Annotated in this window: 22 protein-coding genes; 12 read left to right on the top strand and 10 right to left on the bottom strand. The window is 68.0% G+C overall.

The features are described from left to right. Positions 1–87 precede the first annotated feature (87 nt). From AC1DU6_RS03930 to AC1DU6_RS03910, 5 genes are all read left to right on the top strand, one after another. On the top strand, positions 88–456 hold the full coding sequence (locus tag AC1DU6_RS03930; protein ID WP_457321088.1) for a methylglyoxal synthase: 369 nt from the start codon (positions 88–90) through the stop codon (positions 454–456). A gap of 22 nt (positions 457–478) precedes the next feature. Continuing rightward, complete coding sequence (locus tag AC1DU6_RS03925) at positions 479–2,587, top strand: putative bifunctional diguanylate cyclase/phosphodiesterase (protein ID WP_477856128.1); 2,109 nt, start codon at positions 479–481, stop codon at positions 2,585–2,587. Positions 2,588–2,653: 66 nt separating this feature from the next. Further along, the gene (locus AC1DU6_RS03920; protein ID WP_200955205.1) at positions 2,654–2,818 is read left to right on the top strand and encodes a hypothetical protein; all 165 of its coding nucleotides are present in this window, start codon (positions 2,654–2,656) and stop codon (positions 2,816–2,818) included. A gap of 87 nt (positions 2,819–2,905) precedes the next feature. After that, a complete protein-coding gene (locus tag AC1DU6_RS03915) occupies positions 2,906–4,606 on the top strand; it encodes an NAD(P)/FAD-dependent oxidoreductase (RefSeq protein WP_477856127.1) in 1,701 nt (566 codons plus the stop codon). Between the two features lie 530 nt (positions 4,607–5,136). Further along, on the top strand, positions 5,137–5,919 hold the full coding sequence (locus AC1DU6_RS03910; RefSeq protein ID WP_477856126.1) for a hypothetical protein: 783 nt from the start codon (positions 5,137–5,139) through the stop codon (positions 5,917–5,919). A 348-nt stretch (positions 5,920–6,267) separates the two neighbouring features. Here the strand turns inward: AC1DU6_RS03910 and AC1DU6_RS03905 are convergent, their stop codons facing one another. After that, positions 6,268–6,903, bottom strand: a complete 636-nt coding sequence (locus AC1DU6_RS03905; RefSeq protein WP_457323051.1) for a glutathione S-transferase family protein — start codon at positions 6,901–6,903, stop codon at positions 6,268–6,270. 8 nt (positions 6,904–6,911) lie between these two features. Next, a complete protein-coding gene (locus AC1DU6_RS03900; RefSeq protein ID WP_477856125.1) occupies positions 6,912–7,151 on the bottom strand; it encodes a hypothetical protein in 240 nt (79 codons plus the stop codon). A gap of 24 nt (positions 7,152–7,175) precedes the next feature. Here AC1DU6_RS03900 and AC1DU6_RS03895 point away from each other — a divergent pair, with 24 nt between their 5' ends. Then, positions 7,176–7,457 carry a DUF427 domain-containing protein gene (locus AC1DU6_RS03895; RefSeq protein ID WP_056191728.1) on the top strand — a complete coding sequence of 94 codons (282 nt, stop codon included), beginning with the start codon at positions 7,176–7,178 and terminating at the stop codon, positions 7,455–7,457. Here AC1DU6_RS03895 and mltA read toward each other — a convergent pair. The 3 genes from mltA to apaG form a co-directional block, all read right to left on the bottom strand. After that, a complete protein-coding gene (mltA, locus tag AC1DU6_RS03890) occupies positions 7,441–8,544 on the bottom strand; it encodes a murein transglycosylase A (protein WP_477856124.1) in 1,104 nt (367 codons plus the stop codon). The genes AC1DU6_RS03895 and mltA overlap by 17 nt on opposite strands. A 102-nt stretch (positions 8,545–8,646) precedes the next feature. Next, complete coding sequence (locus AC1DU6_RS03885) at positions 8,647–10,614, bottom strand: site-specific recombinase (protein WP_457351246.1); 1,968 nt, start codon at positions 10,612–10,614, stop codon at positions 8,647–8,649. Further along, positions 10,611–10,985, bottom strand: coding sequence for a Co2+/Mg2+ efflux protein ApaG (gene apaG / locus AC1DU6_RS03880; protein ID WP_056192606.1), 375 nt, complete (start codon positions 10,983–10,985; stop codon positions 10,611–10,613). Before apaG ends, AC1DU6_RS03885 begins: the two co-directional genes overlap by 4 nt. A 62-nt stretch (positions 10,986–11,047) precedes the next feature. Here apaG and AC1DU6_RS03875 point away from each other — a divergent pair, with 62 nt between their 5' ends. The 4 genes from AC1DU6_RS03875 to AC1DU6_RS03860 all read left to right on the top strand — a co-directional run bounded on the left by AC1DU6_RS03875 (position 11,048) and on the right by AC1DU6_RS03860 (position 13,743). Then, positions 11,048–11,794: a substrate-binding periplasmic protein gene (locus AC1DU6_RS03875; protein ID WP_477856123.1), complete on the top strand. Its 747-nt coding sequence runs from the start codon at positions 11,048–11,050 to the stop codon at positions 11,792–11,794. Further along, positions 11,791–12,405: a DNA-3-methyladenine glycosylase I gene (locus AC1DU6_RS03870; RefSeq protein WP_477856122.1), complete on the top strand. Its 615-nt coding sequence runs from the start codon at positions 11,791–11,793 to the stop codon at positions 12,403–12,405. The genes AC1DU6_RS03875 and AC1DU6_RS03870 overlap by 4 nt, the downstream gene beginning before the upstream one ends. Positions 12,406–12,439: 34 nt before the next feature. Next, positions 12,440–13,132, top strand: coding sequence for a ribulose-phosphate 3-epimerase (gene rpe, locus AC1DU6_RS03865; RefSeq protein ID WP_477856121.1), 693 nt, complete (start codon positions 12,440–12,442; stop codon positions 13,130–13,132). 137 nt (positions 13,133–13,269) lie between these two features. Further along, complete coding sequence (locus AC1DU6_RS03860; RefSeq protein ID WP_056191718.1) at positions 13,270–13,743, top strand: low molecular weight protein-tyrosine-phosphatase; 474 nt, start codon at positions 13,270–13,272, stop codon at positions 13,741–13,743. On the opposite strand, the gene AC1DU6_RS03855 is transcribed toward AC1DU6_RS03860, so the two are convergent. The 5 genes from AC1DU6_RS03855 to AC1DU6_RS03835 form a co-directional block, all read right to left on the bottom strand. Next, entirely contained in the window at positions 13,744–16,845 is a 3,102-nt protein-coding gene (locus AC1DU6_RS03855; RefSeq protein ID WP_477856120.1) for an efflux RND transporter permease subunit, read from the bottom strand. Beyond that, complete coding sequence (locus AC1DU6_RS03850) at positions 16,842–18,029, bottom strand: efflux RND transporter periplasmic adaptor subunit (RefSeq protein WP_477856119.1); 1,188 nt, start codon at positions 18,027–18,029, stop codon at positions 16,842–16,844. The genes AC1DU6_RS03855 and AC1DU6_RS03850 overlap by 4 nt, the downstream gene beginning before the upstream one ends. Positions 18,030–18,136: 107 nt before the next feature. Further along, a complete protein-coding gene (locus AC1DU6_RS03845; protein WP_457389736.1) occupies positions 18,137–19,045 on the bottom strand; it encodes a pseudouridine-5'-phosphate glycosidase in 909 nt (302 codons plus the stop codon). A gap of 3 nt (positions 19,046–19,048) precedes the next feature. Then, entirely contained in the window at positions 19,049–19,957 is a 909-nt protein-coding gene (locus tag AC1DU6_RS03840) for a carbohydrate kinase family protein (RefSeq protein ID WP_457445864.1), read from the bottom strand. A 17-nt stretch (positions 19,958–19,974) separates the two neighbouring features. Continuing rightward, positions 19,975–20,673, bottom strand: coding sequence for an alpha/beta hydrolase family protein (locus tag AC1DU6_RS03835; RefSeq protein ID WP_477856118.1), 699 nt, complete (start codon positions 20,671–20,673; stop codon positions 19,975–19,977). Positions 20,674–20,767: 94 nt separating this feature from the next. On the opposite strand from AC1DU6_RS03835, the gene alaC reads away from it, so the two are divergent. Together alaC and gph are read left to right on the top strand one after the other, a co-directional pair. Next, positions 20,768–21,985, top strand: coding sequence for an alanine transaminase (gene alaC / locus AC1DU6_RS03830; RefSeq protein WP_477856117.1), 1,218 nt, complete (start codon positions 20,768–20,770; stop codon positions 21,983–21,985). After that, on the top strand, positions 21,982–22,593 hold a 612-nt coding region (gph, locus tag AC1DU6_RS03825; RefSeq protein WP_477856116.1), incomplete at its 3' end, for a phosphoglycolate phosphatase. The genes alaC and gph, both read left to right, overlap by 4 nt.

Below are 22,593 nucleotides of genomic sequence, written 5' to 3'. Positions count from 1 at the left end.
GATTGGCAATGTGCCAAGTCTTGCGCGTTTATGGTCACGTCTTGCGTGTAACGTCAATCCTTTGCAGAACTCCCCGCCTTTCCGACCATGAAGCTTGCCTTGATCGCCCACGATGGCAAAAAGGACGCCATGATCTCCCTGGTCGCCGACTTCCTGCCGCTGCTGCGCCGCTGCCAGCTGATGGCCACCGGCACCACGGGCACCCGGCTGAACGCAGCCCATGGCCTGACCATCGAGCGCGTGCTCAGCGGCCCGATGGGCGGTGACCTGCAGATCGGCGCGCGGCTGGCGGTGGGCGACCTGGACGGCGTCATCTTCCTGCGCGACCCCATGACACCCCAGCCGCACGAGCCCGACATCAACGCCCTGGTGCGCGCCTGCGATGTGCACGACGTGCCCTGCGCCACCAACGTGGCCACCGCGCGGCTGCTGCTGACGCGCTGGAGCGCTGCATGACGCCTGAGATGCCGTCGGCCCCATGAGCAGCCTCGACAGGCCCCTGAGCCGGCTGTCGCGGCGGCTGCGCATACGCACCCGCCTGGGCCTGGCCTTCGGTCTGCTGCTGCTGCTGCTGATGGGCCTCGCCGCCCTGTCGGTTTATCGCCTCACAGGGCTGTCGGACGCGCTTAACCGCATCGTCGACGACCAGGCCGTCATCCGCGACTCGGTCAACGAGATCAACCGCAATGCCGAGGCCGTCGCCCGCAAGCTGCTGGTGCTGATGAGCCCCGACGCCGAGCTGCGCGTGTCGGCCTACCCCGAGATCGCGTCGGCCAACAATCGGCTCGACGACGCCATGCAGCGCTTGGCCATGGTGCTGCCACTGGGGCCCCGCACCGATCGCCTGTCCGAGGTGCACCTGCGCCTGGCCGACTACCGCGCCAGCTATGTCGACGTGCGCAACCTCATCGAGCGCGACGATTTCCAGGCCGCCCGCGCCCTGCTGGGCAGTGACACCGAATCGGCCCTGTCCCTCTTTGTCAGCGCCATCCACCAGCTCGCGGCCAGCGAGGAGCGTGCGGGCACGGCCCAGGCCCGTGAGCTGCGCGACCAGATCGACGTCGACCGCACCGGCGTGCTGGCCCTGTGCATCGGCGCCCTCGTCGCCGGGGCGCTGCTGGCGGTGGGCGTCACGCGCTCCATCGTCATCCCGCTCAAGCGCGCCGAGGACGGCGCCGAGCTGATCGCGCAGGGCCAGTACGGCCACCGCATCGAGGTGGACTCGGCCGACGAGCTCGGCCACATGGCCGCGGCGATGAACACCATGGCCGCGGCCGTCGGCGAGCGCGAGGCCGAGTTGCGCCGCCTGGCCGACATCGACCTGCTGACCGGCCTGCCCCAGCGCGCCCGCTTCATCGCCGACGGCGACCGGCTGCTGGCCAACCTGCCCGAGCGCGAGCAGCTGGCCGTGTTGATCTGCATCGACGTCGACCGGCTCAAGGCGGTCAACAGCGTGCTGGGCTTTGACGCGGGCGACGCGTTGCTGCGCGGTGCGGCAGCCAAGCTGGAGGGCCTGTTCGAAGGCGTCGCCGCCTACGGGCGCCTGGCCGGCGGCACCTTCGCGGCCCTCGCCCCCGTGGCACGGCTGGACCATGCCAACGCGCTGGCCGCCCAGTTGCGCGAAGAGGTCGAGCACAAGCTCAGCTGGCAGGGCCAGTCGCTGGACCTGTCGGTGTCGCTCGGCGTGGCCCATTGGCCGGAGCATGCCGCTGACACCGAGGCCCTGCTGCGCCGTGCCGAGCAGGCCATGTTCGAGGCCAAGCGCCTGCGCCAGGACGTTGCCGTCTTCAACCCCAGCGCCGAGGCCTCGCGAGCCCTGCACCTGAGCTTGCTGTCTGACCTGGCCACTGCCATCCAGCAGGACCAGCTGCGCCAGTTCCTGCAGCCCAAGCGCTGTCTGAAGACCGGCCGCATCACCGGCGCCGAGGCCCTGGTGCGCTGGCAGCATCCGCAGCGCGGCTGGTTGCCACCGGGCGACTTCGTGCCCTTTGCCGAGCGCAGCGGCCGCATCCGCCAGATCACCGACTGGATGCTGGCTCGCGCCGTGCGCACCCTGGCAGCCTGGGAGGCCGAGGGCCGCGAGCCCATGAGCATTGCCGTCAACATCTCGACGCTGGACATCCAGGACCAGACCCTGCCGGCCCGCCTGGCCGCCCTGCTGGCCGAATACCGCGTCGACCCCGGCCAGCTGCAGCTGGAGGTCACCGAGACCGGCCTGATGTCCAGCGGCACCGATCCCATCGCCGTGCTGAACGCGTTGAAGGCCTGGGGCGTGAGCCTGGCCATCGACGACTTCGGCACCGGCCAGTCGTCGCTGGCCTATTTGCAGCACCTGCCGGTGGATGAACTCAAGATCGACCGCAGCTTCGTGCAGGACGTGGACGGCGACCCACGCCGCCAGGCCCTGCTGAAATCCATCGTCGGCGTGGGCCAGGGCCTGGGCCTCAAGGTGACCGCCGAAGGGGTGGAAAACGCCGCCGAACTGGACTGCATCACGGCCTGCGGCTGTGATCTCATCCAGGGCTATCTGCTGGCCCGGCCGATGGATCTGCCGGACTTTGAAGCCTGGTTGGGCCGAACAGGCTAAAATCCGCGCCTTTCGTCGCTGTTTTGCGTTTCGCCCCTGCTGTGGGCTTTTGTTTACGGAGCCATCATGGGCAACAAGATCATCACCGAAGCGGCTCGCCGCGCCACCCCCCGTCCCGAAGCCCCCAAGGGCGTGACCTTCACCGCCGGCAAGGGCCAGCTGAGCAGCCTGGAGCGCGGTTCGCACACCCGCTCCAAGAAGAACCCGGGCAAGCGCCCGCATTCGGGTTGATTGACGGGCTGATCGCCTGACGATCTTCCTCACACACAGGCCCTGCGGGGCCTGTTTGTTTTTGTTGTCGGCTAAATCCTGACCACCATGATCCGCATCACCGAACTCCGCCTGCCGCTCAGCCACACCGAAGACGCGTTGCGACCCGCCGTGCTGGCGCGGCTCAAGCTCGCCGACACCGAGCTGGCCACCATCCAGGTGTTCCGCCGCGGCTATGACGCCCGCAAGCGCAGCGACATCCAGCTCGTCTACACGCTGGACTGCACGCTGAGCGAAGGCACCGACGAAGCCGCCGTGCTGGCGCGCTTTGCCGGCGACCACCAGATCCGGCCCACGCCCGACACCGGCTACCACTTCCTCGCTCAACGCGGCGATTTCACGGGCCCGCGGCCCGTCGTCGTCGGCTTCGGCCCTTGCGGCCTGTTCGCCGCGCTGATCCTGGCGCAGATGGGGTTGAAGCCCATCGTGCTGGAGCGCGGCAAGGCGGTGCGCGAACGCACCCAGGACACCTGGGGCCTGTGGCGCGAACAGAAGCTCCACCCCGAGAGCAATGTGCAGTTCGGCGAAGGCGGCGCCGGCACCTTCTCCGACGGCAAGCTCTACAGCCAGATCTCCGACCCGCGCCACCTGACGCGCAAGGTGCTGACCGAGTTCGTCAAGGCCGGCGCGCCCGACGAGATCCTGTTCGTCAGCAAGCCCCACATCGGCACCTTCCGTCTGGTCAGCATGATCATCAAGATGCGGGCCGACATCGAGGCGCTGGGCGGCGAGATCCGCTTCCAGCAGAAGATGACCGATCTGCTGATCGAGAACGGCGCGGTGCGTGGCGTGCAGCTCGAATCCGGCGAGCAGATTGCCACCACCCACGTCGTCATTGCGCTCGGCCACAGCGCCCGCGACACCTTCCAGATGCTGCATGCCCGCGGCGTGCAGATGGAAGCCAAGCCCTTTTCCATCGGCTACCGCATCGAGCACCCGCAGAGCCTGGTTGACGCGGCCCGCTTCGGTGTCCACGCCGGCAACGAGATCCTCGGCGCGGCCGACTACAAGCTCGTGCACCACGCCAAGAACGGCCGCTCGGTCTACAGCTTCTGCATGTGCCCCGGCGGCACCGTGGTGGCTGCCACCAGCGAGCCCGACCGCGTCGTCACCAACGGCATGAGTCAGTACTCGCGCAACGAGCGCAATGCCAATGCCGGCATCGTCGTGGGGCTCACGCCCGAGGACTACCGCCAGGACGGCAAGCGCGACGGCAGCCCCGTGAACCCGCTGGACGGCATGGCCTTCCAACGCATCTGGGAAAGCCGCGCCTATGAGCTGGGCGGCGGCGGCTACCTGGCGCCGGGCTCGCTGGTGGGGGACTTCGTCAAGCGGCAGGTCAGCAAGGAATTCGGTGACGTGGCACCGAGCTACAAGCCGGGCGTGACGTTGACCGACCTGCAGCAAAAGGGCCGCGGCTCGCTGCCGTCGTATGCGCTGGAGGCGATCCGCGAAGCCTTGCCGGCGTTTGCGCGCCAGATTCGTGGCTTTGATCGGCCGGATGCGGTGCTGACCGGTGTTGAGACCCGGACGTCGTCACCGCTGCGCATCAACCGTGKGCGGGACTACCAGAGTGTCAACGTGCGCGGGCTGTTCCCTGCGGGCGAAGGTGCCGGCTACGCGGGCGGGATCATGAGTGCCGGCGTGGACGGCATCGAGGTAGCCGAGGCGCTGGCGGCGGATTTGCTCGGCATCCCGGACGCACCCGTGTTGAAAGGCAAAGGCGCACAGGCGGGTGGGCAGAGCTGAGTTGGGCATGGAAGTTTGGAGATCAACTTTCACGCTTCAGCACCATCCCAAGTTTGTGAGCTAGTAAGTAATCAGTGAAAGCAACTTGTTGCATGAACTGCATTTCACTAACCTTGCAATCCTTCGGTATTTAGTTTCCCTCGCGTCAGCGCGACGGCCAGCTCTATCCGCGGCCCGATAACGCTTGGATTCCGGCTTTTTCAAAACTTCCGGCTCGGGACGATTTCAACCGGCTTTGAAGGTCAGAAATGCTCGATGCACAGCGACGAAGATTGGTTCTAGGTGCCGGATCGACAGCAGCCGCAGGGTTGACGGGATGTGGGGGTGGATCGGTAGACACTGACGACCGCCCTGTCTCCGCCACGTCAGACGCCGCCCGGCGGAAAGTCCTCTCTTCCCCAAAGCCATCGGAGATCGCGGCGAGTGCGCCCCTGCCAAACAGCGCGGACTCGGGCCTCATCTACGGCAGCCCTCTGGTGCCGGCGCACCCGCGCAGAAACTACATCTTCAGCCCATCGCCTGCCTATTACATGACCGGCAAGGCGAATGTGGGCGTTGGCGAGAACGTGCTGAGTGCCTGCACCGTCGGATCGTGGAACACGGCTCTCGGCGACTTGGTCATGTGCCGCCAGACGGAGGGCATGAACAACGTGGGTGTCGGCTCCTTGGCCATGTATTCCTCGCTCAATGCGATCGACTGCACCGCAGTTGGTGTTGAAGCGCTCAGCAGCATGGTGGGCGGCGTGGGCGCCACAGCGGTCGGAAGGCTGGCCTGCAGCACGCTGGTTTCGGCCGGCAACAACACGGGCATCGGCGATAGCGCCTTGCGCTACTTCGAGAGCGGCGAGGGAAATACCGCCGTTGGATACACTCCCGCCGAGAATTTTCTGCAGGGCTCGCGCAATGTTTTTGTGGGCGTAGCCGCAGGCAAGAACATACCGCGAGGGGAGTACAACACCGTGGTCGGCGCGCACGCGATGGCGGACGCGGGCATCGGCGACGAAAACGTCATCGTCGGCGCCATGGCCATGCATGCCACCACGGGCTCAAGCAATGTCGCCGTCGGCATGTGGGCCGGCTCGACAACCCGAAGCGCCGCGCGCTCGGTCTTCATCGGTGGCATGTCAGGCGCCGTGTCCACACAGGCGCCAAACGTCGACAACGTCGTGGTCGTCGGCCATGGTGCAGCGGCCACGCGAAGCCATCAACTGGTGTTGGGAAACGCTGAGACGCAGGAAGTCGTCATTGCTGGCGTCGTCATCACCAAGTCCGAGTTGCTGAGTCTGCTGCGATTGGTCCGCAGGCGAGAGTGAAGCGTTGGTCGCCCCCAGACCCGGTCGGGCTGGCAGCACCGCTCACTTCGCAATGACATGAAAGTGAAACAAGGGCGCAGCGGCAGCAGTTGCTGAGTCTTGCACCCAAGCGGCTCCGGGGCTTTGCTGGCAGCAGGTCCGCGCATGTGACAGCGCCACAAGTCTCGCGACCTGTGAACGGTTGACGCGATCAAGATCGGTGCCCCGGTAGCGGCGTGACGCCACCGCAAAGCCATGCGCCCCGAGGCCCATATAGGGCAACGCCAGATAGGCGCCTGCGATATCTACTTTAGAGAGACGGGCAGCCCCAGAGCCAACCCATCCATCGCGGTCGGCGGCGCCTCAAGCTCACTCCTCCGGAAACCGCTCGCGCCACAGCGCCAGGAGCCGCGGTTCCTCGTCGATGCGCCGAACCACTGATGCCATGCGCGGCGCGGCTTCATAGAAGCGCTCCCGCCAGGGCCCGAAGCGGGAGATGACGGCGACGTAGAGGTCCAGCGCGGTCAACTCAGCGCCCAGCAGATAACGCCCCGGCGTCAGCTGCCTATCCATGTTGGACCAGCAAAAGGCAATGCGCTCGTGCACGGCCTCGACGACGGCATCCCGCGCGCTGTCGGGCGCGCCGATGCGCTTCACGTCCGGCTTGATCCAATGCAACGAGTAGATCGCCGACGACACATAGAGCATCCAGCGCAAGAACTGCCGGCGCAACGGGTCGCTGGGCGCCGGTGCCAGACGTGCCTCGGGATGCAGGTCGGCCAGGTAGATCAGAATGGCCGCGCTCTCGGTCATGACCTCGCCGCTCTCCAGCACCAGCGTCGGGATCTGGCGCATCGGGTTGGTCGGCGCGACGCGCTCGCGGGCGGCCGGCTCAACCCAGGTGGCGCCTTCGATCAGTTGGTAGGGCAGCCCCAGCAGCGTCAGCGCCGCTTCGACGGCAACCGAGCCCGAGGCTTCGGCGCCGTACAGGATCAAGGGTTGCACCGCCGCAGTCATGGTGCCGCCATCATCCCGATCAACTCCTTCACAAACGCCAGCGCCTCCTCCCACGTCTCGAAGTGCATCTCGTTGTTGAGCTCGTCCACGTCGCCCTCCGGCCCCTTGTGCACGACCGACCAGCCGCCCGCGCCGCCGTCGATGGCGAGCACGCCGAACTGGCCGGGGTCGAGATCCCGGGCGCTGCCGCCGGTGATGACGATGTCGCGGCCGAGGTGGGAGTGGTAGCGTCTCATCCCTCAATTCTCCCGGAGCAGACGATGAAGGCAGTGTGGAACGGCGTAACCATCGCCGAGAGCGACGATACGGTGGTCGTCGAAGGCAACCACTACTTTCCGGCCGAAGCGCTGAAGAAGGAATACACGACCTTCTCCAACCACCGCAGCGGCTGCCCCTGGAAGGGTCAGGCGCAGTACCTGAGCCTGTTCGTCAACGGCGAAATGAACCCGGATGCGGTCTGGTACTACGCCGACCCGCTGCCCGCCGCAGCCGAGATCAAAGGTCGCTACGCCTTCTGGAAGGGCGTCAAGGTTTCGGAGTAGGGCTGGAACCCTCGGGCCACAGCGCCCACAGCCGCAGCGCCTGCTTGGTGCGGCCGGCCTGCAGCGCGGCCTCTTCACCCCAGCCCCAGAACAGGTCGGCGCGCACGGCGCCCTGGATGGCGCTGCCGGTGTCCTGGGCCAGCACGAGCCGCCGCAGCGGTGTCGTCGACAACGGCGCGGTGCTGTCCAGCCACAGCGGCGTGCCCAGCGCGATGTAGCTGCGGTCGATGGCGACGGAACGGCCCGGCGTCAGCGGCACGCCTTGGGCGCCGCGCGGGCCCTGGTTCACATCGGGCAGGGGCTCCTCGCGGAAGTAGACGACGCGCGGGTTGACGGCCAGGGCCTCGCGCACCTTGGCCGGGTTGCGGCGCGCCCAGTCGCTCAGGGTTCGTGGTGTCGCGTCGCCCACCTCGCCACGGTCCAGCAGCGCGCGCGCGACAGACTGGAAGGGCTGATCGTTGTGGCCCGCGTAGGCGACGCGGCTGATGCGCTCGGCGCCAGCCGCATCACGCACGACGAGACGGCCCGAGCCCTGGATCTGGATTTGCAGCAGCGCAAAAGGGTCGTCGACATAGGCCAGCTCCAGCGCCGTGAAGCGCGGATGGGTGTCGATGTCGCGGCGCGGCGTGCGACGCAGCGCGGCATCGGCGGGCAGCGCATGCAGCGCCCACTGGAAGGCGCCCTGGCGCGTACGGCTGGCCGCGAGCTGGGGCTCGAAATAGCCCGTCAGCAGCCCAGTCGTCTCGCCGCCTTCGCCCTGCAGCCGCCAGGGGCGCAGATGCTTCATCAGGAACAGCGTGGCCTCCAGCGGGTCGGCGGGCGCCTGCAGCGCGGCGCGGGCACAGAACTCCGCCCAGCCGGGCGCGGGGCGCTGGCAGCTGGCCAGCAGAGCCGGCCAGGCGGCCAGCAGGTCATCGCTCCCCCAACCAGGCAGATCCTTCCAGTCGGCGGCGACCCAGCGCTGCGGCGCGGGCCGCAGCGCGGCCGGCACGGCCGGCGCCGGCTCGGGCGGCTGCAGGGGTGGCGAGGAGCAGGCGGCAAGGCTTCCTAGAATGGCGGCCAGCCCCAACCGCGCGCACCAAACCATGCTGTTACTCGCCCTCGAAGCCCTCGGCGCGCTGCTGATCTTCGTCTTCATCATCTGGTGGACCATGTTCTCGGGCCGCAAGAAGGGCGAGCGGCGCGAGGACTAACTCCTCGCGATCAGGAAGCTCAAGGGCTGGCGTCGCAGCCGCGCGCGGATAGCCGCGTAGACGCGTTTGCGGTCGGCCAGGCGCACACCGCGCGAGCGCATCGCCACCTTGAAGGCGCAGAAGAAGCTGACGCCGACATTGAGCATGCCGATGCCGGCGATGCAAAGCACGCAGGACCAGAAGGCCCAGGTCGTCATGACGCCGACACCGAGCGCCCCCACGGCAGCGGCGAGCTGGCCGGTGGACAACGTCACGTGGCGCACCTCCAGGCCCAGGCCGACGAAGCCGAACAGCGCCGGCGCCAGGCCCAGCATCAGGCCCAGGCTGATGTTGGCCGTCAGGCCGGAGATGTTGGCCCGCCACCAGTGCGACCAGCGCTGCGCGCGCGTCTGGCCGAGGGTGGCGACGATGCGCGGGTTCCAGGCGATGGCGCTGTCCAGGCGGTGGAAGACGAACCAGTTCTCCACCCAGCCGGCGATCATGCTGGACGCGAACAGCAGCGTGCCGGTGAAGGCGGCAAACAGCAGCGAAGGGCCGAACAGGCTCAGCGAATGCAGCACGTATTCGGCATCCCGCACGCCCACCAGCGGCGCACCGAAGGCCAACCAGCACAGGCCCTGCACCGCCAGCACCAGCGGCGCCACGACGGTGAGGTTGCCGATGATGCCGGCCACTTGTGAACGCACGAGATGGGTCACTTCGTCGACGAAACCGACGATGGCGTCGTCGCGGTCGATGTGCAACAGCTTGTCGGCCATGGCCGGGGCCGTCATCGCCGGCTGCTTGGTGGCCACCGTCCAGTGCAGCAGGTGGATGAGGACGAAGCACAGCGCGTAGTTCACACCGGCCCAGAAGCCGCCCCAGAAGGCCGTGAAGCCGAGCAGGGCGATGCCGAACTTCAGGAAGGTGGTGCCGGCCAAAACAGCGCCGCCACCGGCTGCGCGACGCAGCATGTCGCGGTATTCCTCGCGGCTGCGGGTGATGTAGTGCTCGCCCGTCTCGGCGCTGCGCTCGGCCACCTTGCGCGCCATCAGCGAGTAGTGGCGCGCGAACAGCGTGCGCAGGCTGCGCCGCTCGTGCACGACGCGCACCAGGCCCGACACCAGGCGCAGCAGCTCGCGCTGGGGTTCGTGGGACAGCAGGCAGGCCAGCAGCGCATCGATGCGGTCCAGCCGCGCGGTGAGCTGCTCGACGGAGAACATCAGATCCACCGACACGCCATGCACTTCCAGGTGCTCGGGCACCGTCAGCGCAGCAGCGCGGCAGCGGTCCAGCAACGCGTGCAGGTATTGCATGGCCGACCCCAGTGCGGCCGCATCGTCATCGGCGCCGGCCAGCGCGCGCTCGACGGCCGCCCAGGCGGCGGGCAGCTGGTGGAAGGGCTTGTCCTGCACCAACTCCGCATCCATGCGCACCCGCAGCGGGCCGGCCAGGCCGGCGGCATGCACGCTGCTGACCAGCACGGTGATCGCGGCGTTGGCCTCGACGCGCCAGCCGTCGTCGGGCGTGGCGGCAAACAGCAGGCCCAATCGCGCCAGCAGCTCATCGTCGATGGCGGCGATCCAGTCCTCGTCGGCCTCGTCGGGGAAGAGCAGTTCGAACAGCGCCGCGAGGTCGCGCGTGTCGGTCGTGGCCGGCAACAGGCGGCGGCGCAGCCGGCCCAGGAATTCATGCCACAGCGCCATGCGCGGCGCGAAGCCCACTTCGGCGAAAAGCGCCACCGCATCGACGTCGTTCCAGACGCCGCCGATGACATTGGCAAACGCCCAGGCGTGCTCGGGGTGGCGCTCCAGCACATTGAGCAGGTGCTTCAGGCGCACGATGGGCAGCGGCGTGCCCGATGAGGCCTCTTCACGCGGCGCGTGCCGCAGCCACTCCAGCAGGCGCACCAGCCACAGATTGCGCTCGGCGAGCGCGGCCTGCGGGTCGGCCGCGTTCAGGAGAGCTGTGAGATCCCAGGTCAATGCAGAGAAGCGCTGTCGGCGAGCAGGAATTCGTCGACCTCGGTGTGGAAGATCTCGCAGCCCTCGGTCACGCACAGGAAACGCCCGCGCATCGTGCCCTGGGGGGTGCCGATCTGGGCCCAGGAGCTGTACTGGAAGCTCTGGCCTGGGGCGAGCACGGGCTGGTGGCCGACGACGGCCAGGCCGTCGACGACCTGCATCTGGCCACGCGCATCGGTGATCTCCCAATGCCGGCCGATGAGCTGGGACAGCACATCGCCGGTGTTCTCGATCGTGATCGTGTAGCTGAAGGCGTACAGGCTTTGCTCGAGATGGGTCTGCTCGGGCAGGGTCTGCACGGTGACGCTGCAACTGAAACGGGGGTTGGCCATCGGGTGATTGTCCGTCTCGGGGGCTATGCTCGCCGCATGTTCTTCGGGGTGTGTGATCCTAAGTGCTGCGCTGGCCCTGGTTGTTGAGTGCGCTGTTGAGCCTGGCGGCGCCGGCCCAGGAGCTGACGCTGCGCACGGTCCAGCAGGCCAGCTCGACAGTGAAGTACGACCCCGACGGCGGCCCGCTCAAACCCGGGCTCTGCCTGGAAATCCTGCACGCCGTCGAGCGGCAGGACGCAGGCCTGCACTTCACGGGGCTGGACCAGCAGGTGCCGCTCAAGCGTGTGGAACGCCTGCTGGCCGACGGCCTCATTGATGCCTTCTTCTGCCTGCTGAAGTCGCCCGAGCGCGAGAAGCAATGGCGTTATGCGCCGGTGGCGCTGTATATCGTCCGCCACGTGGTCGTGCAGCGCGCCGACGACCCGCGCAACCCCGATTCCCTGGCCCAACTGGCCGCCTTGAGCCGCCGCAAGCCGGTGCTGGTCATGCGTGGCACGGCGCTGGCGCGCCGGCTGGTGGCGGCCAATGTGGCTGTCGCCGAGGTGAGCTCCGAGCGCGAGGCCCTGCAGATGCTGGTCATGGGCCGCGCCGACGCCATCTACGGCCAGGACATCAACCTGCAGCGCCATGTGGCACAGAGCAAGCTGGGCGACAAGCTCAGGTTCGGCCGCACCGTCTTCCAGGAGGAGCCGCAGTTCCTCGCGCTGCGCGCCGACCTGCCGGCCGCCCATGAGGAACGCCTGACCCAGGCGCTGCGCAAGCTGGAGAAGGATGGCACGCTGCGCCAACTCGCTGACAAATACCGATGAAACCCCTCTTCCTGCCCCCTGATGGCCGCCCACGCTGCGCCTGGTGCGCCGCCGCGCCCGGCGACGAGACCTATCTGCGCTATCACGACGAGGAATGGGGCCGGCCCGTGGCCGACGACTTCCGCCTGTTCGAGAAGCTGTGCCTGGAGGGCTTCCAGAGCGGCCTGTCGTGGCGAACCATCCTGAACAAGCGCGAGGCCTTTCGCGCCGCCTTTGCGGGTTTCGACTACAACCAGGTCGCCAAGTTTGGCGAGAAGGACGTGAACCGCCTGCTAGCCGACTCCGGCATCGTGCGCCACCGCGGCAAGATCGAGGCGGCCATCCACAACGCCGGGCGCTGCGTGGAGCTGGTGGCTGCAGAAGGCTCGCTGGCCGCCTATCTGTGGCGCTTCGAGCCGCCCAAGAACTCGGTGGCTCACAACCTGGCCACCTCGGCGCCCTCCGAAGCCTTGTCCAAGGATCTGAAGAAGCGCGGCTGGAAATTCGTCGGCCCGACCACCATGCATGCGCTGATGCAGGCCATGGGCCTGATCAACGACCACCAGCCCGGCTGCCACCACTGGAAAGAAGCGCAGCAGGCGCGCGACAGCTTCAAGCGGCCGGGCCGCTGAAGCGGGGCAAGCGGGCTGCCTAGAATCACCCGCTATGCCCGCCGCACCGCAATACCGCATCGCCCCCAGCCTGCTGTCCGCCGACTTCGCCCGCCTGGGCGACGAAGTGAAGAACGTGCTCGCCGCCGGCGCCGACTGGATCCACTTCGACGTGATGGACAACCATTACGTGCCCAACCTGACCTTCGGGCCGATGGTGTGCGAGGCGCTGCGCAAGCATGCCGTGAAGCCCGACGGCACGCCGGCCGTCATCGATGTGCACCTGATGGTGCAACCGGTCGACAGCCTGGCCCAGGCCTTCTGCCGCGCCGGCGCCGACGTGGTGACCTTCCACCCCGAGGCCAGCGCCCATGTGGACCGCACGCTGCAGCTCATCAAGGCCGAGGGCAAGCAGGCCGGCCTGGTGTTCAACCCGGGGACGCCGCTGGACGTGCTGGAGTGGGTCATCGACAAGGTCGATGTGATCCTGCTGATGAGCGTCAACCCCGGCTTTGGCGGCCAGAGCTTCATCTCTTCGGCATTGAAGAAGCTGCAGAAGGCGCGCGAGATCATCAGCGCCAGCGGCCGGGACATACGCCTGGAGATCGACGGCGGCGTCAAGGTCGACAACATCCGCGAGATCGCCGCGGCGGGCGCAGACACCTTCGTCGCCGGCTCGGCCATCTTCGGCAAGCCCGACTACAAGGCCGTCATCGACGCGATGCGCACGGAACTTGCGAGATCGTGAGCCCCTCGTCCAAGGATTACCTTGGCCGGTCCCCCGCGGGGACGGCGATGCTTGCCGGTTCGACCGGCAAGCACATCACCATTGCGGGCCGGCTTGGGAGCGGCCCGGCGCTCGTCCCGCGCAACTGAGTAACTGACATGGCCGCCATCCTGCTCGTCTGCACCGCCAACATCTGCCGCTCACCGATGGCCGAGGCCATCTTCAGGGCCAAGCTCGGCGACGTGTTCAAGACCATCGCCTCGGCCGGCGTGCATGCTGACCCGCGCGGCGGCCCGGTGGATGCCCGCGCCGCAGCGGCACTGGGCCGGCACAACTACAGCCTCGACCGCAAATGGCGCTCGCGCCGCGTCGAGCCTGAGCAGCTCGGCCAATACGACCTCGTGCTGGCCATGGAGGCTGAGCATGTCGACGCGCTGCGCACCAAGGCAGCGCCCGAGCACCACGCCAAGATCCTGCTGCTGACCGACTTCGTGCCCGAGCTGGCCGGCCAGGACATCCCCGACCCCTATTTCGGCCCGGTCGCAGGCTTTGACGCCGTCATCGGCATGCTGGAGCGCGCGGCCCAGCGGCTGCTCACCGAGAGCCGCGAAGGCCGCCTGAAACTGAGCTGATCAGGCTGCCTTGCTGGCGAAGTCCGCCACTTCGCGCACGTCCGGCCCGGTGCCGCTGAAGCGGTCCAGCGCCAGGTAGATCACGGGCGTGATGTAGAGCGTCACCGCCTGCGACAGGATCAGGCCGCCCACCACGGCCAGGCCCAGCGGCTGGCGCAGCTCGGCCCCCGCGCCCAGGCCGAGCGCAATGGGCAGCGCGCCCATCAGCGCCGCCAGCGTCGTCATCATGATGGGCCGAAAGCGCAGGATCGCGGCCTGGCGGATCGCCTCGGCCGGCTTGAGCCCCTGGCTGCGCTGCACGTCCAGCGCGAAGTCGATCATCATGATCGCGTTCTTCTTGACGATGCCGATCAGCATGACGATGCCGATGGTGGCGATGATGGTCAGCTCCATGCCGAACAGCTGCAGCGTGATCAGCGCGCCCACCGCCGCCGACGGCAGGCCGGCCAGGATGGTCAGTGGGTGGATGTAGCTCTCGTAGAGCACGCCCAGCAGCACGTAGATCACGGCCACTGCCAGCCCGATCAGCAGCAGCTGGCCGCCCTGCGAATCCTGGAACACCGCCGCGTCGCCGCCGTAGCTGGTGATGATGCTGGGTGGGAGCTTGATGTCGCGCGTGAAGGCGTCAATCTGCTTGGTGGCGTCGCCCAGCGGCACGTTGGGTGCGAGATTGAAGCTGATCGTGACGGCCTGCAGCTGGCCTTGGTGGTTGACGGCCGTGGGCCCGAGCGTGCGCTGCACGGTGGCGAAGGCCGTCAGCGGCACCTGCGCGCTGTTCTTGCCGCGCAGGTAGATCTTGTCGAAAGCGGCTTCGCTGCTGCGGTCGTCCTCGCCGGCTTCCATGATGACCTGGTAGGTGTTGCTCTCGGCATAGATGCTGGACACCTGGCGCTCGCCGAAGGCGCCGTACAGCGCATTGCGCAAGTCCTGCATCTGCACGCCCAGGATGGCGGCGCGCTCGCGATCGATGACAAGGCTGGCCTGCAGGCCGCGCATTTGCGAGTCGCTGGTGATGTCGCGAAAGCGCTCATCGCCGCGCAGCTTCTCCTGCAGCCGGGTTGCCCAGGTGTTGAGTTCGCCGGTGGATACCGACTGCAGCGTGTACTGGTAGCGGCTCTTGCTCTGGCGGCCGCCGAGCTGCAGGTTCTGCACCGGGCGCAGATAGACCTGGATGCCGGGCACTGCGCGCAGCTTCTTGCGCAGGCCTTCCAGCACCTTGGGCATGGGCTCGCGGCTATTGCGGGCCTTCAGGTTGATGAACATGCGGCCGGTATTGGTGGCGCTGCCCGAGGGCCCACCGCCGACAGCCGAACTCAGGGCGAAAACGTTGGGATCGTTGCGCACGATGGCGGCCACGCGCTCCTGCAGCAGGGTCATCGCGGCGAAGGATGTGTCCTCGGCAGACTCGGTGCTGGCCTGTATCTGRCCGATATCCTCCTCGGGGAAAAAGCCCTTGGGGATGGTCATGTAGAACCACACCGTCGCGATGAAGCTCAGCAGCGCCACGCCCAGCACCCAGTTGCGGTGGCGCAGGGCCAGGTCCAGCGTGCGGGTGTAGGTGTCCAGCGTCCATGTGAAGCCGCGCTCGAACAGGCGCCCCATCGGGCCATCCTCATGGTGCTCGTCGGCCTTCAACAACCGGCTGCAGAGCATAGGCACCAGCGTCAGCGACACCACGGCCGACACAAGAATGGACAGGCCCACGACGACCGCGAACTCGTGGAACAGCAGGCCGATGACGCCCGGCATGAAGAAGATCGGGATCAGCACGGCCACCAGCGACACCGAGATCGACAGGATGGTGAAGGCCATCTCGCGCGCGCCGCGCACGGCCGCGTCGAAGGGCTTCATGCCGTCCTCGACGTGGCGGACGATGTTCTCCAGCATGACGATGGCGTCGTCCACCACCAGGCCCACGGCCAGCGTGATGCCGAGCAGCGAGATGTTGTCGAGCGAGTAGCCGAGTGCGAACAGCAGCGTGAGCGCACCGATCAGCGAGATCGGCAGCGAGGCCGTCGGGATCAGCGTGGCCACGGCACGGCGCAGGAAGATGAAGATCACCAGCACGACGAGGCCGACCGTCAGCGCTAGCGTCACGTAGACGTCGTGCAGCGACTCGCGGATGGATACCGATCGGTCGTTCAGCGTGCTCATCTGGATGGACKCCGGCATCTGCGACGCGAAGCGCGGCAGCAGGGCCTTGACCTTGTCCACCACCTGCACGGTGTTGGCGTCGGGCTGGCGCTGGATGGCCAGCACGATGGAGCGCTCGCCCTGGTAGGTGGAGTAGGTCTTGCTGGTTTCGACGCTGTCCTGCACGTCGGCCACGTCGCGCAGCAGCACCGGCGCGCCGTTGCGCGAGGCGACGACGGTGCGGCCGAACTCGGCGGCGTTGCGCAGCTGGCGGTTGGCCTGGATGGTCAGTGTCTGGCGCGAGCCGTCCAGCACGCCGACAGGCGTGTTCGCATTGGCGGCGCGCACCGCCGTCTGCAGCTCGTCCAGCGTGATGTTGCGCTGGTTGAGCAGGTCCGTCTTGACCTTGATGCGCACCGCATAGCGCTTCTGGCCAAAGATGGACACCTGGGCCACGCCGTCGATGGTGGACAGGCCCGGCGACAGCAGGTTCTCGGCGTAGTCGTTCAGCTCGGTCAGGTCGATGGACGGCGACGTCAGCGCCACCAGCAGTACCGGCGCATCGGCCGGGTTCACCTTGCGGTAGCTGGGCGGCGAGGTCATCTCGGCCGGCAGCGCACGCAGGGAGCGGAACAGCGCCGCCTGCACGTCCACGGCGGCGGCGTCGATGTTGCGGGAGGGGTCGAACTCCAGCGTCAGCGAGGTGTTGCCCAGCGTGTTCGTCGACGAGATCGTCAGCAGGCCGGCGATGGTGGAGAACTGCTTCTCCAGCGGCAGCGCGACGGACGAGGCCATGGTCTCGGGCGATGCGCCCGGCAGCGACGCGCCGACGTTGATGATGGGCGTGTTGTAGGACGGCAGCGCCGCGACCGGGATGCGGCTCCAGGCGGCCAGGCCGGCGATGACGAGCGACAGGTTCAGCAGCACGGTCATGACCGGCCGCCGGATGAACAGCTCGGTGAGCCTCATTTGTCAGTGCCCGAAGCGGCAGACGCTGGGGCCGATGCGGCGCCCGCTCCGCCGCTGGCTTGAATGCGCAGTGGCGTGCCCGGCCGCAGGTTCTGCTTGCCTTCCATGACGACCTGGGCCGTCGCATCCAGGCCCTCCACCACCGCCTGCTCGCCCATGGCCTGGCGCAGCTGCACGGGCACCAGCTTGGCGGTGTTGTCGGGCGCCACGACATAGACCGAGCGCTCGTTGCCGCGCATGATGATGGCGGCCTGCGGCACGACCGTTACGCCCTTGAGCGTGYGCAGCGTGACGCGCACGCGCAGGTACTGTCCCGGCCACAACGCCTGGGCCTTGTTGTCGAACTCGGCCTTGACCTTGATCGTGCCGGTGGCGCTGTCGACGAGGTTGTCCACCGCCGTGACGCGGCCCTTGATGGAGGTTGCGCCGCGCGCCGAGCCCGGCGGCGGCAGGGCCTCGACATCCAGCTCGCCGGCACGCGTGGCGCTCAGCAGCGAGCCGAGCTGGGTTTCAGGCACCGTGAAGCTGATGGCGATGGGGTCCAGCTGCGCGATGTTGACCAGCGGCAGCGCCGTCGCATTGGCCTGCACCAGGCTGCCCGGGTAGACGCTGACGATGCCGACGCGCCCGCTGATGGGCGCGCGCAACTCGTTGTAGCCCAACGTGACCTGGGTCGCCTGGATCGCGGCCTCGTCACTGCGGATCAACGCCTGGCCGGCATCGAAGTTGGCCTGAGCGGTGTCCACCGCGTTCTGGGCGATGAAGTTCTGCGCCTTCAGTTCCTTGGCGCGGTTGAGCTGGCGCTCCAGGTCGGTGAGGCTGGCGCGGTCGCGGGCCAGCTGGGCGCGCGCCTTCTCCAGCGCGGCGCGGTCGCCGCGGTCATCGAAGCGGAACAGCAGGTCACCCTTCCTGACGTTCTGACCGTCCTTGACGAGGACCTGAGCGACGATGCTGCTCGTCTGCGCACGCAGGTCCACGCTCTGCAGCGCGGTGACGGTGCCGCTGGCCTCCACGGTGATCGGCACGTCGGCCTGCCTGACCTTGACGACACCGACGTTCTGCGCCGGCGGCGCGCTCGCCGCCCCCGCCGGGGCCGACGCGCCGCCTGTATCGTCCTTGCGCCCACAGCCCGCCAGAACGGCCAGCACCAGGCCACAAAGAATCACAGGGGAGGTCRCGCGCATGCAAGCCTGCTGAAAGTAATGGGGATTGACTCAGGAAACAGATCAGCTTAACCGGCCTGTTTTGCTCGCAGTTTGCTGGCCACCACCAGCTTGCGCGTTTTTCGCTTTTAGTTCTGCAGCGCGCGCGCCAACCGTGCGCCGACGATCGCGTTGTGCTTCACGAGGGCGATGTTGGTCGTCAGGCTGCGACCACCCGTCAGCGCCTTGATGCGCGCCAACAGGAAGGGCGTGATGGCCTTGCCGGCGACGCCTTGCGCGTCGGCTTCCGCGAGAGCCTGGGCCGTGATGGCGTCGATCTCCTCGCGCGGCATGGCCTGGGCTGCTGGCACCGGGTTGCTGACGACGACACCGCCGGCCAGGCCCAGCGTCCACTTGGCGCGAATGAAGCGGGCCTGCTCGTCGGCCGAGTCCATGCGGAAGTCCGCCTTCAAGCCGCTGTCGGGGGTGAAGAAGGCGGCGAAGTTGTCCTGGCCGACCGACAGCACCGGCACGCCGTGGGTCTCCAGGTACTCCAGCGTCAGGCCCAGGTCGAGGATGGACTTGGCGCCCGCACAGACGACGGCCACCGGCGTGCGCGCCAGCTCCTGCAGGTCGGCCGAGATGTCGAAGCTCTCATGCCCGCCGCGGTGCACGCCGCCGATGCCGCCGGTGACAAAGACCTCGATGCCGGCCAGGTGGGCGCAGATCATCGTCGCCGCCACCGTCGTGGCACCGAGGCGCCCGGTGGCGATGGCAAACGGCAGGTCGCGGCGGCTGAGCTTCATGGCGTCGGGCGCCTGGGCCAGCTGCTGCAGTTCGGTGTCCGTCAGGCCGACGCGGATGCGCCCGCCGATGACCGCGATGGTCGCCGGCACGGCGCCCTCGATGCGGATGACGTCCTCGACCTCGCGCGCCGTCTGCAGGTTCTGCGGCCACGGCATGCCGTGGGCAATGATGGTGGATTCGAGGGCCACGATCGGCCGGCCCTGCTCATGGGCGGCGGCGACTTCGGGCGAGAGCTGGATCAGTTCGTTCATCTTCTATCGTTCTTCTAGAAAGCGGGGGTTCAGTTCGGGGTGGACGCTGTCCTCGGTCTGCAGCGTCAGTGCAGCGAGGTCCAGGCCCAGGCGAGCGGCGGCGTCGAAGTCGTCGGGCGCGCGCAGCAGCGAGGCACAGACGCCGGCCGAGAGTGCGTCGCCAGCACCGGTCACGTCCACGACATGCACCTGCGGCGCCGGCCAGTGGCGTGGTGCGCGGCCCGGCGTGCTGAGCAGCAAGCCGTCGGCGCCCTTGGAGACCAGCACGCAGCCGACGCCGCGTGCGTGCAATGCATCGAAGGCCTCGTTCGCCTCTGCCGCAATGGTGGCCAGTTCACCGGCATTCATGACGAGCAGGTGCAGGCCGTCCAGGCGCTCTGGCAGTCTTTCCATCTTGGCTTCGGACACCGCCACGCCCACCAATGGGATACCGCTGGCGCGCGCCTCGCCGAGCAGCAAGGGCCAGGCGTCGGTGGGCAGGTTGCCGTCGGCCACGACGAGGGCGGCCCCGGCGCGCAAGGCTTTGCTGGCCGCCAGCGCCCAGGGGTTCAGGCTCTCGACGAGCGGCATCGACGCCAGGCCGAGTTCCAGGCTGCCGTCTGGCGCGAGCACCGCGGTGTAGCTGTCGCTGGCGTGGCGGCGCAGCCGGATGACGGCGCGCGTGTCGATGCCGACCTGCGCGGCCTGCTCAAGCAGCATGCGCCCGCCGGCGTCGTCGCCCACCGCGGCAACCAGCGCGACGGGCAGGCCCAGCCGCGCCAGGTTCTCGGCGACGTTGCGCACGACGCCGCCAGGAGTTTCATGTGACTCGCACGGGTTGGACGACCCGTGCAGGGAGTTGGACAGCAGCCTGAGCTTGCGGTCGATATTGAGGCCGCCGATGCAGGCAATGGGGGCGGCGGAGGTGTTCATTGCCCGATTCTAGGAAGTCACCCGCCGCGCGCCCCAGGGGCTTGCGCTAGGCACCATGCCGCCATCGCCGCTGCCAAGGCCAGCACCACGTGCGCGTCGTTGCGCCCGCTGCGGGCCCGGACATGGAAGGCGTGGTCCGCATCATCCTCGAGATGCAGCGTGGCTGGGTCGCCCAGGCCCTGGACAACGCCCCGCAGCAAGGCCAGGTCGGCCAGCTCGTCCCGCGTGCCCTGCAGGAACAGCATCGGTACGGCGACCTGCGCCAAGTGCGCCGCCCGGTCAATGGCCGGTTTGCCAGCCGGGTGCAAGGGAAAGCCGACGAACACCAGCCCACGCACACCCGGCATCGCCTCGGCCGCCTGGGCCTGCGACGTCATGCGGCCGCCGAAGGATTTGCCGCCCGCGAACAGCGGTGTGTCGGGCAACCGTTTGCGCGCCGCCGCCGCCGCCACCGCGGCACGAACGGCGGCGTGCGCCACAGCGGGCGAGTCGGGGCGCTTGGAGCCGCGCTCCATGTAGGGGAACTGGTAGCGCAAGGTCGCCACCGACGCGTCGAACAGGGCCTGCGACAACGCCGCCATGAAGCTGTGGTGCATGCCGGCACCGGCGCCATGAGCGAACACGTAGGTCGAACGCGGCTTGGGCGGCTGCAGCCACAAGGCCGAGACCGTGGTTTGATCGTCAACGGTCAGCGTGAGGGACTCAGGCGTGCTCATGGTCACCAGCTTAGTACGCTAGAGTCGCCCGCGGTGCGGCGCCACGCCGCCCACGTCGCTCGGACGGTTCCGGGCGCTCACGTGAACACTGCCAATGACCTCTTCTTCCGCCTCCAGCGGCAAGCGCCGCTTCGCGCGCATCGACCGTCTCCCGCCCTACGTCTTCAACATCACCGCCGAGCTCAAGCTGGCGGCCCGCAGACGCGGCGAAGACATCATCGACATGAGCATGGGCAACCCCGACGGGGCCACACCGGCACACATCGTCGCCAAGCTCAACGAAGTCTCGCAACGGCCCGACACCCACGGCTACTCGGCCAGCAAGGGCATCCCGCGCCTGCGCCGGGCGATCTCGCACTGGTACGAACGCCGCTACGGCGTCGCCATCGACCCCGACCACGAGGCCATCGTCACCATTGGCTCCAAGGAGGGCCTGGCCCATCTGATGCTGGCCACACTCGACCGCGGCGACACCGTGCTGGTGCCCGACCCCAGCTACCCCATCCACATCTACGGCGCGGTGATTGCCGGCGCCGACATCCGCGCCATTCCGGTCAGCAGCGAGGTCGACTTCTTCGCCGAGCTGGAGAAGACCATCCGCGGCAGCTACCCCAAGCCCAAGATGATGGTCTTCGGCTTCCCGTCCAACCCGACGGCGCAGTGCGTGGACCTGGCCTTCTTCGAGCGCGTCGTGGCGCTGGCCAAGAAGCACGACATCCTCGTCGTGCATGACCTGGCCTATGCCGACATCGTCTACGACGGCTACGTCGCGCCATCCATCATGCAGGTGCCCGGCGCCAAGGACGTGGCGGTCGAGTTCTTCACGCTCTCCAAGAGCTACAACATGGCCGGCTGGCGGGTCGGCTTCATGGTCGGCAATCCGGATCTCGTCGCGGCGCTGGCGCGCATCAAGAGTTATCACGACTACGGCACCTTCACGCCGCTGCAGGTCGCCGCCATCGCTGCGCTGGAGGGCGACCAGCAGTGCGTCAAGGACATCACCGCCAGCTACCAGCGCCGCCGCGACGTGCTCTACAAGGGCCTCATCGAGGCCGGCTGGGTGGTGGACTGCCCCAAGGCCAGCATGTACATCTGGGCGCCTATTCCCGAGCCCTACCGCGAGCTTGGCTCGCTGGAGTTCGCGAAGCAGTTGCTGGAGAAGGCCAAGGTCTGCGTATCGCCCGGCATCGGCTTCGGCGACCACGGTGACGGCCATGTGCGCTTTGCGCTGATCGAGAACGAGTCGCGCATCCGCCAGGCGGTGYGGGGCATCAAGGCGATGTTCAAGGCCGATGGCCAGCTGAAAACATGAAACCTCAAGCCCTCATCCTCGACCTGGACGGCACCCTTATCGACACGCTGGGCGACTTCGTTGCCGTGCTGGGCCGCGTGCTGGCCGATCTCGGCCTGCCACCGGTCACGTCGGCCTTCGTCGAGCACACCATCGGCCGCGGCAGCGAGCACCTGGTGCGCACGACGCTGGCCGAGGTGGGCGGCGCGCCGGCGCTGTTCGAGCAAGCCTGGCCGCTCTACCAGCAGCACTACGCCGGCCTGAATGGCGAGCWTGCGACTGTCTACGCGGGCGTCGTCGAAGGGCTGGAAGCACTGCGAGCGCTGGGCCTGCCGCTGGCCGTGCTGACCAACAAGCCGGGCGCGCCGGCGCGCGAACTGCTCAAGCGCAAGGGGCTGGATGGTTACTTCACCCACGTCTTCGGCGGCGACGACTTCGCGCGCAAGAAGCCCGATCCGCTGCCGTTGCTCAAGACCTGCGAGGCGCTGGGCACATCGCCCGCGGCTACCTGGATGGTGGGCGACTCACGCAACGACGCAGAGGCCGCGCGCGCGGCCGGCTGCCCGCTGGTGCTGATGACCTACGGCTACAACCATGGCGAGGACATCCGTGCCGTGCCGGCCCTGCAG

The sequence above is a fragment of the Roseateles sp. P5_B10 genome (assembly GCF_056400485.1).
This window is presented reverse-complemented; position numbering and strand designations above follow the sequence as displayed.

Bases quoted from the DNA above. Each gene is read 5' to 3' on its own strand.
- AC1DU6_RS03930 (WP_457321088.1), top strand. From the start codon at position 88: ATGAAGCTTGCCTTGATCGCCCACGATGGCAAAAAGGACGCCATGATC.
- AC1DU6_RS03925 (WP_477856128.1), top strand. From the start codon at position 479: ATGAGCAGCCTCGACAGGCCCCTGAGCCGGCTGTCGCGGCGGCTGCGC.
- AC1DU6_RS03920 (WP_200955205.1), top strand. From the start codon at position 2,654: ATGGGCAACAAGATCATCACCGAAGCGGCTCGCCGCGCCACCCCCCGT.
- AC1DU6_RS03910 (WP_477856126.1), top strand. From the start codon at position 5,137: ATGACCGGCAAGGCGAATGTGGGCGTTGGCGAGAACGTGCTGAGTGCC.
- AC1DU6_RS03900 (WP_477856125.1), bottom strand. From the start codon at position 7,151: ATGAGACGCTACCACTCCCACCTCGGCCGCGACATCGTCATCACCGGC.
- AC1DU6_RS03895 (WP_056191728.1), top strand. From the start codon at position 7,176: ATGAAGGCAGTGTGGAACGGCGTAACCATCGCCGAGAGCGACGATACG.
- mltA (WP_477856124.1), bottom strand. From the start codon at position 8,544: ATGGTTTGGTGCGCGCGGTTGGGGCTGGCCGCCATTCTAGGAAGCCTT.
- apaG (WP_056192606.1), bottom strand. From the start codon at position 10,985: ATGGCCAACCCCCGTTTCAGTTGCAGCGTCACCGTGCAGACCCTGCCC.
- AC1DU6_RS03870 (WP_477856122.1), top strand. From the start codon at position 11,791: ATGAAACCCCTCTTCCTGCCCCCTGATGGCCGCCCACGCTGCGCCTGG.
- rpe (WP_477856121.1), top strand. From the start codon at position 12,440: ATGCCCGCCGCACCGCAATACCGCATCGCCCCCAGCCTGCTGTCCGCC.
- AC1DU6_RS03860 (WP_056191718.1), top strand. From the start codon at position 13,270: ATGGCCGCCATCCTGCTCGTCTGCACCGCCAACATCTGCCGCTCACCG.
- AC1DU6_RS03845 (WP_457389736.1), bottom strand. From the start codon at position 19,045: ATGAACGAACTGATCCAGCTCTCGCCCGAAGTCGCCGCCGCCCATGAG.
- AC1DU6_RS03840 (WP_457445864.1), bottom strand. From the start codon at position 19,957: ATGAACACCTCCGCCGCCCCCATTGCCTGCATCGGCGGCCTCAATATC.
- AC1DU6_RS03835 (WP_477856118.1), bottom strand. From the start codon at position 20,673: ATGAGCACGCCTGAGTCCCTCACGCTGACCGTTGACGATCAAACCACG.